Here is a 12,175-nt window from a genome sequence, read left to right on the forward strand (position 1 = left end):
CTATGTTTGAGAGCCTATTCCTGGTCGCTCTTGCGGTCCGGCACGTTCCCAGAACTCGCCCCGCGATTCAAAGGGCTATCTGAAAACTGGAACGACTGGAAACGAATCGCCTGAAAGAATCGACCCACCGAAGCCCGTGAAAGATCCGACTTCTCCACCAATTTCCTCACGAGCGATTGAGAAGGGGCCTCGTCCGTCAGGAACAGCTCTTCCAGCGAATCAATAAGAAGAAGATGCTCCCGATTGAACCGGCAAAGGTCGCGGGCCTCCGAGAAAAATCGATCCATCGCGCCCGAATCCCGGTTTATATCTCGACGCTCCATAGCCGACTTGTAGCCATCATGCTGCATCCCATCACGATTGTCCTTCTTGATATAGGCGAGAATACAAGTCCTCGAAACCTGCGTCCAGAGATTGAAGACCTTCGAGGTACCACGCCAAAGGATACGCTCCGTCCCGCCATACCTCCCCTGAGAAGGCTCAATGATTGCTTCCCCAAGGAGCGAGGCCCCACAATGCGGGCAGCGGTACCGGCTCAGCCTCTGGACCTCCTCCAAAGTCTTAATTCCGTACTCGAATTCGCCGACGGTATAAAGCACGGACCTCGAAGGCTGTTTGGGCCTGAAACAGGTGCGGCAATGGGGCGTTGCCCTGAATTTGTAGAGCGTTCTCTCGATCTGAATCCAGGCTGTCTGGACCAGATCCCCAAAGGATGCATCATCATGTCCAGCATAGATCTTATGCAGCCCCTGCTTCCGAATGATCTGGCGGATAAGACTCTCGCTCCACTGCATAATCTCATCACGAAGTTCCACGCTCGTGCAGCCCGTCCAGTTATATTGGGTCAGTAGCCATTCGACGACCTCATTCGTGAAATAGTAGTTCCGCTTCATAGCCTGAAGGTCTACGTCGCTCGGGATGGCCAACCCCTCGGATTTTTCGCTATACATAAGAGCTTGCTCCCCTCCCAATCAGTCTCCAGGAAGCAATGCTCCCCACGAGCCTGGATAAGTGCGTTGCGAAGCTTGCGGGCCTTCCCCGCCAGCTTCCAGATTTCAAATTCATACGCCCGAAGACCTGCCGGTTCCTTGGTCTTCAGATAATGTTGGTAGGCTGCCTGCATCGAAATCGAACGCTCCGAAGCAATGACCTCGATGCATTCCCTTCGAAGATCCCCTGACAGTTTCCAGAGAAGACGCTCCAAATACTTCGTCTTCTGGATCGCATCGCCGCTCGTCACGTAATAGTCACGCGGTGAAATCCCCTCCCTATCCAGCCCGAAATCTTTTGTAGAGATCGGTTTGAAATAGTCCGAAAGAACCAGCTCAAAAACCGTCTCATCGCCCGCGACAGGCTCGCCAATTTTCGGGAACTCACTCATGGGCTACGGAAGAATCGCCTCCGAAAGCGACTCGTGTAGCGTCCCCTGGGCCAGCTCCTCATCCAGAGTTGGTCCCGCAAATGGAAACGCGCGATAATCAACGCTCTTGTCGACGCCATTCTGGGAAACGACGCCGGTCTTCCCGAATTCGAGAAGCTCCGGAAGGGGTGTAGTCCCTTTCACCTTCGAACTGCGGAGCTTGACCGCCCCAATGATGGTCGTCTTCTTCTTCGCATCCACATAAAACTGAATATTCTTCAGCGTCGCATACTTATGCTTCGAGTGGACGCTCGGAGCCTGCCCATTCTTGGCGGACTTCTTCCGCCTCCTGAGTTTGGACCGCATCCGTCTACGAGCGAAGGCCCCGAATCTCGTGAGTGCCCGAATTTCAGCCCTGTCCAGAGCCGTCAGGATCTTCTGCTGATGAAGTACGAATTTCGAGGTGAATTGCGCGTTCATGCGACAGCCTTTCGTTTGTTCCTTTCGCGAATCACTTTCTGCCAGACGCTAAGCATGTCGTTCGTGAGCGGCTCTCCTCCGCCCGAAGGTCTCGCAGCCTCACGCTGAGTCAACGGATGGAATTCTGCGGGGCTATATGGCTCAGACCTTCGTTTCGGATCTCGATTGACCTCAGCAATCATCGCCATGATGGCGGAGGCCGGTCTCCACATCTCGTCGATATGAATCTCATAGCGTTCGAACAGTTCGCGAAGGCTCATCGGATCAGGGTCCAGCTTGATGGCGTACCCTATTCGTCGGATTTGCTCCCAGAGTCGCGCCCCATCTTGTCCAGTTCCTTCTCCGCCTTCTCCAGCTCCTGAGAGATCACTCTGCTGATCGCGTCCGTCGTCGTCTTGCTCTCCAATAGCTGGAGCCGTTTCAGCTCCGCCTCGTTCGTCGCCTCCCAGACCCTCGCTATCGCTCGGCCTACCGCTTTCTTCCCGTGCCTCTGGGAAAAATCCGTGACGGCACCCACCAAGGCCGTGTAAGCGGAATCTGCGGACTTGCTATATCGCTTCGCGAATTCTTCAGCATCAATGGAGAGACTCTCGGCCTGATCCTTGACGATGTGCCAAAGAATCTCGTAGGCATCGAAAATGTCGCTAAGTTGTTGCGAGAACTTCTCGAAATCCATCATGTCAAAACCATTTTCCTTGAGTCTCTTCGCATCAAGGATGGAGATTTCGACGTTCCATTCGACGTTCTTATGGTCGCTGAAAGTGTGCATTGAAGGGGCGGCTCCTGTCTGGGGAATTGAACGGGGTAACTTTGCCCGAAATCATTCCTATCTACGACAGAGCCCCACTTCACCCGAAGACAAAATGGGGCTCCCCCAGACGCACCCTCAAGGTGAGAGGCTATTTCTTATCGCCGGTCTTCTCGCCGCCAGTGAAGCCCGAAGACTTCGGGCTAGGCTTCTTGGAAACCAACAGTTCCGCCACCGAATGATGGACGCTCAGAGTGTCCGAGAATTTTCCTCTGAAAACCTCCAGGGTCTTCGCCATCGAGACTTCCGCATCGACATCGGATTTCGGATCTGGCCCGAACGCCTCCGCCAGTTCGCAGAAGGTCTTGGCCTTGATCCGCACATACTTGGGATTTTTCGCCAAGGCTTGCTCGATCATCTCGGTTGGATTTTTCATCTGGGGCCTCAAGTTCTATAAGAAGGAAGGACTAGTGAAGGGGGACTGAATTAAGAGGTCGTGAATTCCACAACGTCGACGACGCTATCGCTCTCCTCGTGATCAACCTCTTCCCAAGTCACGCTGCGGGTCACCGAATCGTTGACGGGCTCAGCTCGTGAAAGTTCAGTGACGGCGAATTGCCCACGAACTCCGGTGCTGCCCGAGGTTTCAATGTCCTGATTCATGGCAGCCATATCCATTTTCCCGCCAGTGTCGTCTGGTGTATCTGCCATATAACTGGTGAGAATCGCGTCGAGCACACTATCGGCAGCGATTTTCTCGTGATAGGTGGCGGTGAGTTGGAAGATCTTGGAACCAATAACGGTCTTCTGGTCCGGGCTCTCCCTCGTCGTCACGCTGCCCGTATTCTTCGTCATATTGACGTTGACATCGGAAACGCGGACGATTTCCACCCAGGTAGGCGAGGCGTACGTTCCACTGTTGTAGTAAAGCTTGGCCAAACGACCAGGATGAAATGACATTTTCGTATAACCTCAGTCGTGGACTTCGGAAGGATTGATTCTTACTCCTTAGTTTTGACCAGAGGCTTCATTCACCATTGAACATGAAGCTGACCACCACAATCGAGCTAAATAGACGGTGCATCAGCTCATCCGAATTGAATAGTCTCTCGTGAGACAGGCCATTGAAATAACATCCCCCAATTCGGACGCTCCTCAATTCTCCTTCGTCCCGAAACAGATCCTTGATCGAATCCACCGTCTGCATCCGAGCATCCAGGAAATCCAGTTGGTTGAATTCCGCGTCGGGATTCCCTGGGGATTGTTCTCCGGATTCGGGCAACGTTTGAGCTACCTGGATTCCAAGTTCGAATCGATCGTCATCATGGCTGCGAGTCGTGACAGTCTCGGAGTCACTGACCATATAGACCGTGATTCGCTCCTCTTCGAGCTGGACGTTTTGGCTCGTCAAATACGGAAGGTAGCGTCTACGGACCTCTTTCCCGAGCTGGGCTTCGAGCTTGGTGGTGAGATCCTTTGCGAGTGTGATGATTCGGGCTGCCATTAGTCGTTTGTCAGTTGTACGTGAATGCGGTAGTGACTTTTAAACTGGTCGGTGTATCTCCAGCAGCCTTCTCCACTGATGTACGGGACAGCCGCGAAGGTTTCGGAGCCAATGACGATGCGGTCCCCAGGGAGTGGCTCGTGTTTGATGCCGCCAAATGAATACTGGCTTGGCCGGATGAGGATTTCCTGATGCTCAAGTTCAACGTAGGCTTGACCGTCTTGGCTCATTAGCTTCGGCTTGTTCGATCCTCGGACTACGGTGACGGTCGTGGAGTGGTGGCCCCGCCTCAGTGTGGCCGTCTCGCCGTCCAGGAATTCGGAGGTGCTGTTGAGCCATCCGAGGGCGTCGCTGTGAGATCCCATCTGGTTCCCCTATGAAATGAGCCCACCCGCCGAATTGGGCGAGCGGGCTCTATGAAAATCAGTCGAAGGCGACTGCTTATGCCGAAGTAGTTACGTTGTCCAAGAGCTGGACAAGCTCAGGATAAAGTATGACTTCATCCACATCGTGACGAACTCGGATGATGTCACTGCGGCTCTGAGGCTCGTAGTAACTTTCTACCCGTCCACCGGGCATCGAACCGTCCTCGGACCAGTGAATGATGCGCCCGAAGCACGTGTCCTTGATGCTGTTTGTCGTGGCAACACGAGTCACGGCGGCGTATTCGTTGCTCCAGATCTGCTCCAGATCCACTTCAAGACCTTCATCCGCAGCGTTGACATAGTTCCCAGCGACCAAGACATAATCCAGGTCGAAAACCGAGGCCAACATTTGCGGAGTGATATCCGAAGGCTTGCCCGGATTTCCAGCACCAGAAGCCGTGATTCGGTTCACGATCTGGTTGAGATTTCGCAGGTTCCTGAAGACCAAGCGGTTGATGACCAAGGCATTCGGCCAAATACCGGTGCGGCTTGCTACCTCTCGGACTGCCGTCTCCACGTCGTCGATTGGAGTCGCGTCAGTGGTGTGATTCGAATCCCACTCATTGCTGACGTTCGTGGTCTGGCTAGCAAAAGCCGTCGCGTTGAACAATGAATCGGCGACTCTTCGCTCTTGGCTGGAAAGGACCGTCTCATATGCCGCAGCCGTGGCGTCCTGTTCCGCGTCGAAGTAGCTCGCATACAGTGCGGCTTCCCTGCGGTCGACAGGTTCCTCAACTCCGTGCTCCTGGGTGGCGAAACTAGCGGTATCGAAGTTCCGCTCTTTTCGGTTATAGCCACTACCTGGAGCCCGAGCTGTTTTCTCGGAGCTACGGGCAATTAAGTCTTTGAGCTTTTTCTTTCCGAATTTTCCTGCAGACGCACCGGCCTCGAATACGGGCATCACGCGAGATGCAATGTAGCCGCGTCTCTGCATTTCGAGATCGAATTCGTCAAAGGTTGCGAGGTCTGGACGCAGTGTCTCGACTGCATTGTCTGGACTTGGCATTTCATCATCTCACTTCCCCTAGTATTAATGATGTTGAATTGAAAAAATGAGCGGGGTCAGTGGCCACATCACCCGCCCACCACTAGGGTTCGGTTTATGACTCGGCGGAAACGCCTGGAGCCTGAAGCAAAGCGCATTCAATGATCGAGCCATCGCTAGAAGCAGCCTGAAAGGCCTTGGCGAACTTGAACGAAGTGCTAGCGGCAGTATCCTGGACCTTGCCCGATACCTCCGTGTAGAGGTCCGCGCCAGCAGCAAAGGCTTCGCCAGCAATCATTTTGAAAGTGCCCGCACTGTTCCAAAGCTTCACTGGGATGGAGTCTCCAGCAGCGAAGGCTTCGCGCATCGCAATACCATCACCAATTTGGGCGATGCCTGCGGTGACGATTTTGCCATCAGCTTCCAGAATGACCCTGGCATATTGCGCTATAGCCGCATCAGCTTCGAAAGTTTTTGTGCCGTTATCGTTGTACATGTTTGAATCCGAAAAATTGGGTTATAAGATCTTTGAGCGGCGATTACCCGTTGACTTCCTCAAGCATCGCCTTATGCAAATTCGGATCTTGGCGAACGACCGTGGCCGTTGCCTTGCCCCGAGTCATTCCCTGAGCGACCTTCTCCGAAACCAGAGCGTTGAACTGCTCAGTAGCGGAACCAGACGCCGACGAAGTCCGAGGCGAATCCTCCAGTGGGTCAACGCCCAAGGTCGAATCGGTCGCAGCAGCTTCGGCAGCCTCAGCCTTCGCTTCAGCATCGCTCAACTTTTTCGCTAGCTCCGCGTTCGCTTCGGACAGGGCTGCATTCTCAGTGGCCAATTCTTGAAGCCATGCGTTCTTGCATTGGTCCAAAGTCTTTCCGGCTTCGGCGAATTCCAAAACCTTGTCGCTCGAAATACCAGGGCAGTTAGCCTTGATGTCAGCAACACTCGCAGTTGCGTTTTCAGATGCCATTCTTCGGCTCCTATTAGTAGAAAATGAATTCTGGCCCTGAACTTCGGCCAACGTCTCTTCAAAAGATTGAACGCCATCGATCAACCCCAAATCCTTCGCCGCAGCGGCGAAATGAGTCCTGCCGTCAGCAAGGCCCTTCACAGCATCAGCTGAAAGACCACGCCCCCTAGCTACCGCATCCAGAAAGAACGAATTCGTTCCCTCAATCTGTCGCTGCAACTCTTCAAGTTGCTGAGTTGAAATCTCCGTGCCAGGAATCCCCATGCCCTTGAACTCACCAGCACGGACAACGTGAACCTTCACGCCCTCCTTCGCAGCCAATCCCGAAGAATCCGTGACCACCATATAAGCACCGATGCTGCCCACCTTCGCCGGACTATTAGCCCGAATTTCGGGAGCCTGGGACGCCAACCAGTAAGCCGCCGATGCCCCGAGATCCTCAATATGGGCAACCAAACGCTTCCGCTTGGCAGCCGAGGCGATGTCATCCGCAAGCTGTTGCGTGCCCGAAGCAGTGCCACCAGGGCTTTCGATCTTCAGGACGATTGATTTGATGTCGTCATCGGTGACAAGAGTCTTCAAGGCGCGACGAGCCAAGACGGTCGAAGTGCCTCCTGTAACCGAAGAGGCATGCTTCATAAGAACGCCGTCGAGGTTCAATATGCCCGTGCTTCCACTGACTTCGATAAGTGATTGAGCATCGTCGAGGCCCATGCTTCGAGTCTTTGCGACGACTTCCGAAGCCATATGGGCGGCGATGTCCAGCGACTGAATGCGGCTGAGAAGCAACGAAAATGTCGCCTCCTCGCATAGCCAAATACCGGCGTACTGATCCAGGTGCGGAATCCCGGCTAGATCCTTCCTGGTAAACTCTGTCGTTTTGAAGTTGTCGCTCATACCTTAGAATTTGACCGGGAATTACCTCCCGCTCTGTGCAGCTATCGCCACAGGCTCCGGCTCCGAATCAAACGAGAGACGATCCTTCTGGCTCAGGGAAAGCATTTCGCGCCAAGTGATGTTGGCCTCAGGAAACTGCCTATTCAGATCAGCAGCCGCCTCCAAAGCCTTCATGAGCATCAGCTTGTTATCCTCGACGATTTCGGAAGCGACCGTCGTATAGTCGCGTCCCCTCGCAGCCTGAATTCGGCGGGGGCTATTCAGCAAAGCCTGCTGTTGCCAATCATCCGCCTTCGCATCCGTGAGAGGCTCGATATAGGCCCAGGATGGAGGATTCCACACATGCCTAAAAATCTCGATACCGCCCCTCTTCGCCGCTCGCTGTAGAGCTGAATCCGACGCCAACCATTGACGCATCTTCCACTTATAGACGGGGCTGTGGAATTTCTGCCGCAAATCGCATTGAAACTGGCGGAAGCGAATCCGGGCCTGATCGATGCTGCCCCTCCATGAGGAGAAATTGCTGTCCGAGGGATCAAGCAACATCACAGCTGCGGGAAGATCAAGGTTCGCGCCAATGAACCTCAAGATCATCATCACGTGCTCGAAATACTGCGGCGAAGGAATGTTTGGGCTGAACCCCTGAAGCTTTTGTCCAGGTCTGCCCGTGATATCCAGGCCAGCCGCCAATCCTTCGATCTCCCTTATGCTTCCGTCCTCGGAAACCTCCGTCGTCGGGCCAAGTGGGGTATCGAATGGCAAATCTTCGGTGCCCGCAGCCTGTTCACGGAAAATCGCGATAAGGCTTGCCACCTGTTGCTTGACCAATGCACTGAACTGGAGATCCCCGTGGATACCAGCTGGAATCACGACTGGGGCTAAGGCTGAGATTCCCCTTCGCTGCGAGAACCTGTCGGGCAGATAGCAATGAAAGACCGCCCGATTCCCCTGGGAGTCTCTTGCTGGATATCGTTGAACATCAGTTACCCTTTGAAGCGTCTCACGAAGTCCGAGGTCTTCTTTCGAGATCCAATATTCCGTGCGTTGAGCCTTCTTATTCATCATGACCCCATGTACGACATTCCGCGTCGTGTTCGTAGGCGTCCTCAGGCGGTGAGCTTCCACGCATTGAAGGGCTCCGGACTTCAACGGGAGGTGAATCATATCGCCATCGCGAAGGATGCTCAGGAGCGTCAATCTTTCTATGGTGTGGAAATCCAGCTCGCCTTCGGAGTGACACTGATCAGGGTCACTTCCCCAGTCCTGGAACTTGGCTTTAATGTCCTCATCGAGCCCGTTGTCCCCGGTCTGCGGGTCCAGCGAGAATCCGTCCTGGACGATATTCGCTACGAGCCTTTTCAGGGCGGACCCGATGATTAGGTCGTTTCGCTCAAGATCCCGAGAACGCTCGATGATCTTCAGGAATTCGCGCTCATTCCTGATGTGGTAGGAGTGCCCTGAACCAGCTGGATCTACTCCGGAAAGCCTTGGGACATAGCGATTCTCCTTGGCTGCGTCGTAGTCGGCCTTCGCATCATTGAAGGCGTTCAGAAGGCTGATCGTATTTCGGCGGCGCGTCATATGGAGACCTACAGGAGAGGAATTCTTCTCCTGTAGGTTTGGCCGAGGGATTACCGGCGACCGATGTTGCTAATGTCCGCAATACGAACACGACCTTGGCGTCCAGACTTCGCCGAAACGAAAGTCTCCGCCCTCTTCAGATCCGCCATAATAGCTGCGCTATTGAAGCGAGTGCTCACGCCATCGGTGTTGATGCTGGCGGGACGCCTCATCAACAGAATCCGACAGGCCTGGATGAATAGCCGCGCCTGTGGCAGGCTATTGTCAACGTCATATAGGCTATTGTCCGTATATGCCGCGACGATTTCGTCAATGGAACTACTGCTGGTCAACATCTTCGGACCTCAATTCGATTTGGCCTATGATCCAGCGGACGGCATGCATGACGGTCTGGACCTTCGTTCCGTCCGAGAGTGCAGCACCCTCGTCTCGAAGTTCGTCGCGAACCGTCAGGACTTTCAAAGCCTCCTCCGGCGTCACGCGAATACGATGCAGATCGAGTTGGAGCCAACCTCCGGCGGCGCTTTGCTGCTCGTAGTTCAGCTTTTCTTTGGCGGGCTTTTTGGCCGGTTTCTTTTTAGTCGTTGCCATTTCGCTGGCTCCTTAGCCCAGACGCTCTTCGAGGATTTCGAGCAGGAACTTCAGGATGAGGCTCCAGGGAATGGCTGCTTGCGTGACGATCTCGCCTTCGCCAAGTTCTTGCCTTTTGTCGATGGCTCTTTCGAGGGCCTGGATTGCCTGCTCGCTCGTGTCGGCGGTCTGTGCCGTCAGCTCGAAATCGGGAGCGTCTGGCGTCTCCGTTTTGGCTTCACCGATGAGCATTTTTTGCGCGTAGCCTTGGACGACCCATATGGCATGGGCGAATTCGTCCAGGTGCCCATCAACGGTGCCGCTTCTGAGGCGGTCGATGATGAGCTTGATTTCGGTCAGGGGGAGACTGTCTGGGTATTGCATTCGAATTCCTCGGATGAAAAGGGGCTCACGGTATATTTGGCCCGTATTTACCGAGCTGTTACCCAGAAACTTCGATGCCCCTTGGGGGCAGATCTTGTGGTTTGTTGCTGTTGCTTCTGCTGCGGAGGATTCTTCTGAACAGGAACCTTCTTGATGGGCATCGCGAATCCTGGGAGTTGAACTCCCTTCACGCTTGCGGCGACAACGCAGCCAACGAAACTATCCCAAAAATGGTTATCCCGATTCGGTTTTTTCTTCCAGACGATTCCCGTCTGTCCCTTTTCAGACCTTTCAATCGCCTCTTCAGCCGCCAAATGCTCGGCGTACGCTCCATGGTCTGTCCGATGGTTTCCAAAAAGACTCCACTCCCCCGGAGTCTCTCTGTCCTGGGTGAGTCTCGCCGCCGCCACGCTCTTCCAATAGTTCGCATCGAAGGTGATCGTATGCACACCATTGATCGATTCAGGTGGGACATACCATCGCGGACGCCTGGGATTCGGACCGCAACGGAGCATTCGCTTCCTGCTCGTGTCGTAATCAGTCATCGCCATTCGGCCTAGCTCAATGAAGCGACCTCTGGCTCCCATCAAAATCTGCTTGAACTCGGACGCGCGAATCCCTGCAGCCACCTGATCCGGCAAATAGCCGACGTCATAGAGTCCGAGGCCGACCGGCACGCTCTCGCCATTCGGCGTCACCCAATCTCGCCCGCAAATAATCTCGGAAACCGCCTTCACGCCCTCCTTCACCGCCTCTTCCACAGTGGGGACGCCGAGAACGTCCCTCATTTGGTTTCTCACCGTATACAGCGTGAAATTGTTATGCGGCTGTTCTGGGAATGTGCCGTAGTCCACAATCTGTGCGGTGAAATTCGCCTTGATGGCGGCGACGCTATAGAACAGAACCGCATTGTGAACGTCGCAGTGAAAGACAACCTCCGTCGTGCCGTCAGGGATGACGAAACGATCGAAATCATTCGTCCTGTTCTTAATCTCGGCAGGCCGTATCTCCCGAATCCCAGCGGCGACAAGTTTCTTCGGGCTGTTCTGGCATTCTGAAAGGAAAGCCGCCTCTCCATCGTCGACGAGAACATTGATGGCATGTTGAAGCGGCGATATCTCGCCCTCAGGCAGTGGAATATTCCGCCAGCCGACCTCGGAGCCCGTATCCATCGCCTTCCGATTCTTTTGGTAGAATTCGGTGGCGGCTTCCCAGGCCTTCTCCTGCCCGAGGATATCATCAGAATCGTAGTTGGTGCGAATCCTCGCATAGTCTTTGAGCCAAAGGTCATCCAGGCGGTCCGGCATTTTAGGGACCATTTTGATCCGAATGGACTGCCACTCTGGATGCTTGTCGCTACATAATTGGTCCACCAGATCGCCCTCAGCGATGACAGTGCAGTTCATCACCATTGAGAGGTTCGTTCCGTGGCCTCCAAGCCTTGCCACACTCTTGGCGATGGTCTGCTTGAGTTTCTCGACTTGGGTGGGACTGACAGCGAGCGAGTCGGTCTGGATGTCGTCCAAGATGACGAAGTCAGGCCTTATCTGAGCCCCAGATGTCCGCTTATGGCGAAGGCCTCGGATTGAGTTGATAACCCGTGCCTGGATGACGCTCTCGCTGCTGAGCGATCCCGGTATTCGCGGAAAGACGAGTTGGTCCGCATTGAGCTTCGGATGGGTCTTTTGGCCCATGAAGGTCTGGCCGTTGCATCGCTGCGGTTTCCCCTCAAGTCTTCGGATGGGGACGCATGCCTCGGGGAAGTCTTCGAAAAGGAGGTCATTCTCCTGCACCTCCGTCATCATGCCGTGAATAGCTTGGTCCGCAGCGTCTTTGGTGGCAGCGAGGATGACGCCATAACTTCGGTGCCCATATAGGATCGCCCACAATAGGGCGAGTTCTGAGATGGTGGACTTCGAGAATCCTCGGGGCATCGCATTGACGAAGCGTCCGTGATGCAGGATGGCGCGTTCTAGGCGAGTAATCGCTTCGATCTGGCCTTGCCCGAAGGGTCCAAGGCCGGTGCTTCCTGGGAAGTAGGCTTGCAGGAAGAGGAGGAGGTCGTATTTGCACATCCTTCGGCGGGTTTTGTGCTTGACCTCGGGGAGCGGTCCTATTTCGCCTGCGGCTGCGTATGCGGCTCTGGATCTTTCAGCGAGCCTTGCTCTCTCTCGTTCTGCGAATTGTTGTTGTGCGAGCGTCATTGGGGGACTCGTAGGTTTGGGGCCTACTTATCTTTTCCCTGGTGCCGCTCGGACCTCTCGTGTCTG

15 protein-coding genes are annotated in these 12,175 nt (G+C 54.5%); all 15 read right to left on the reverse strand.

Annotation, left to right across the window (positions count from 1 at the left end; genetic code table 11):
* Positions 1 to 14: 14 nt before the first annotated feature.
* Positions 15 to 950: a hypothetical protein gene (locus LOC70_RS05655; protein WP_230252429.1), complete on the reverse strand. Its 936-nt coding sequence runs from the start codon at positions 948 to 950 to the stop codon at positions 15 to 17.
* Entirely contained in the window at positions 905 to 1,381 is a 477-nt protein-coding gene (locus tag LOC70_RS05660; protein WP_230252431.1) for a hypothetical protein, read from the reverse strand. The genes LOC70_RS05655 and LOC70_RS05660 overlap by 46 nt, the downstream gene beginning before the upstream one ends.
* Positions 1,382 to 1,384: 3 nt before the next feature.
* Complete coding sequence (locus LOC70_RS05665; protein WP_230252432.1) at positions 1,385 to 1,840, reverse strand: hypothetical protein; 456 nt, start codon at positions 1,838 to 1,840, stop codon at positions 1,385 to 1,387.
* Between the two features lie 289 nt (positions 1,841 to 2,129).
* A complete protein-coding gene (locus tag LOC70_RS05670) occupies positions 2,130 to 2,609 on the reverse strand; it encodes a hypothetical protein (protein WP_230252433.1) in 480 nt (159 codons plus the stop codon).
* Between the two features lie 130 nt (positions 2,610 to 2,739).
* The gene (locus LOC70_RS05675) at positions 2,740 to 3,024 is read right to left on the reverse strand and encodes a hypothetical protein (RefSeq protein ID WP_230252434.1); all 285 of its coding nucleotides are present in this window, start codon (positions 3,022 to 3,024) and stop codon (positions 2,740 to 2,742) included.
* Positions 3,025 to 3,074: 50 nt separating this feature from the next.
* A complete protein-coding gene (locus LOC70_RS05680; protein ID WP_230252435.1) occupies positions 3,075 to 3,548 on the reverse strand; it encodes a hypothetical protein in 474 nt (157 codons plus the stop codon).
* Between the two features lie 67 nt (positions 3,549 to 3,615).
* Positions 3,616 to 4,092, reverse strand: coding sequence for a hypothetical protein (locus tag LOC70_RS05685; protein ID WP_230252436.1), 477 nt, complete (start codon positions 4,090 to 4,092; stop codon positions 3,616 to 3,618).
* Positions 4,092 to 4,457: a hypothetical protein gene (locus LOC70_RS24660; RefSeq protein WP_449314292.1), complete on the reverse strand. Its 366-nt coding sequence runs from the start codon at positions 4,455 to 4,457 to the stop codon at positions 4,092 to 4,094. Before LOC70_RS24660 ends, LOC70_RS05685 begins: the two co-directional genes overlap by 1 nt.
* Positions 4,458 to 4,533: 76 nt before the next feature.
* Positions 4,534 to 5,523 (reverse strand): hypothetical protein, encoded by a 990-nt coding sequence (locus tag LOC70_RS05690; protein WP_230252437.1) that lies wholly within the window; start codon positions 5,521 to 5,523, stop codon positions 4,534 to 4,536.
* A 94-nt stretch (positions 5,524 to 5,617) separates the two neighbouring features.
* The gene (locus LOC70_RS05695; protein ID WP_230252439.1) at positions 5,618 to 5,998 is read right to left on the reverse strand and encodes a capsid cement protein; all 381 of its coding nucleotides are present in this window, start codon (positions 5,996 to 5,998) and stop codon (positions 5,618 to 5,620) included.
* A 43-nt stretch (positions 5,999 to 6,041) separates the two neighbouring features.
* Positions 6,042 to 7,370: a S49 family peptidase gene (locus LOC70_RS05700; protein ID WP_230252440.1), complete on the reverse strand. Its 1,329-nt coding sequence runs from the start codon at positions 7,368 to 7,370 to the stop codon at positions 6,042 to 6,044.
* 21 nt (positions 7,371 to 7,391) lie between these two features.
* Positions 7,392 to 8,951 (reverse strand): phage portal protein, encoded by a 1,560-nt coding sequence (locus LOC70_RS05705; RefSeq protein ID WP_230252441.1) that lies wholly within the window; start codon positions 8,949 to 8,951, stop codon positions 7,392 to 7,394.
* A 318-nt stretch (positions 8,952 to 9,269) separates the two neighbouring features.
* On the reverse strand, positions 9,270 to 9,542 hold the full coding sequence (locus tag LOC70_RS05710) for a hypothetical protein (RefSeq protein ID WP_230252442.1): 273 nt from the start codon (positions 9,540 to 9,542) through the stop codon (positions 9,270 to 9,272).
* 12 nt (positions 9,543 to 9,554) lie between these two features.
* Positions 9,555 to 9,905 (reverse strand): hypothetical protein, encoded by a 351-nt coding sequence (locus tag LOC70_RS05715; RefSeq protein ID WP_230252443.1) that lies wholly within the window; start codon positions 9,903 to 9,905, stop codon positions 9,555 to 9,557.
* A gap of 47 nt (positions 9,906 to 9,952) precedes the next feature.
* Positions 9,953 to 11,980, reverse strand: coding sequence for a terminase gpA endonuclease subunit (locus LOC70_RS05720; RefSeq protein WP_230252444.1), 2,028 nt, complete (start codon positions 11,978 to 11,980; stop codon positions 9,953 to 9,955).
* Between the last annotated feature and the right edge of the window lie 195 nt (positions 11,981 to 12,175).

Origin of the sequence: Rhodopirellula halodulae, assembly GCF_020966775.1 — a bacterium.
In the GTDB taxonomy this organism is placed as follows: Bacteria; Planctomycetota; Planctomycetia; order Pirellulales; family Pirellulaceae; genus Rhodopirellula; species Rhodopirellula halodulae.

Coding starts and splice junctions, on each gene's coding strand:
- LOC70_RS05655 (WP_230252429.1), bottom strand. CDS start 950: ATGTATAGCGAAAAATCCGAGGGGTTGGCCATCCCGAGCGACGTAGAC.
- LOC70_RS05660 (WP_230252431.1), bottom strand. CDS start 1,381: ATGAGTGAGTTCCCGAAAATTGGCGAGCCTGTCGCGGGCGATGAGACG.
- LOC70_RS05665 (WP_230252432.1), bottom strand. CDS start 1,840: ATGAACGCGCAATTCACCTCGAAATTCGTACTTCATCAGCAGAAGATC.
- LOC70_RS05670 (WP_230252433.1), bottom strand. CDS start 2,609: ATGCACACTTTCAGCGACCATAAGAACGTCGAATGGAACGTCGAAATC.
- LOC70_RS05675 (WP_230252434.1), bottom strand. CDS start 3,024: ATGAAAAATCCAACCGAGATGATCGAGCAAGCCTTGGCGAAAAATCCC.
- LOC70_RS05680 (WP_230252435.1), bottom strand. CDS start 3,548: ATGTCATTTCATCCTGGTCGTTTGGCCAAGCTTTACTACAACAGTGGA.
- LOC70_RS05685 (WP_230252436.1), bottom strand. CDS start 4,092: ATGGCAGCCCGAATCATCACACTCGCAAAGGATCTCACCACCAAGCTC.
- LOC70_RS24660 (WP_449314292.1), bottom strand. CDS start 4,457: ATGGGATCTCACAGCGACGCCCTCGGATGGCTCAACAGCACCTCCGAA.
- LOC70_RS05690 (WP_230252437.1), bottom strand. CDS start 5,523: ATGCCAAGTCCAGACAATGCAGTCGAGACACTGCGTCCAGACCTCGCA.
- LOC70_RS05695 (WP_230252439.1), bottom strand. CDS start 5,998: ATGTACAACGATAACGGCACAAAAACTTTCGAAGCTGATGCGGCTATA.
- LOC70_RS05700 (WP_230252440.1), bottom strand. CDS start 7,370: ATGAGCGACAACTTCAAAACGACAGAGTTTACCAGGAAGGATCTAGCC.
- LOC70_RS05705 (WP_230252441.1), bottom strand. CDS start 8,951: ATGACGCGCCGCCGAAATACGATCAGCCTTCTGAACGCCTTCAATGAT.
- LOC70_RS05710 (WP_230252442.1), bottom strand. CDS start 9,542: ATGGCAACGACTAAAAAGAAACCGGCCAAAAAGCCCGCCAAAGAAAAG.
- LOC70_RS05715 (WP_230252443.1), bottom strand. CDS start 9,905: ATGCAATACCCAGACAGTCTCCCCCTGACCGAAATCAAGCTCATCATC.
- LOC70_RS05720 (WP_230252444.1), bottom strand. CDS start 11,980: ATGTGCAAATACGACCTCCTCCTCTTCCTGCAAGCCTACTTCCCAGGA.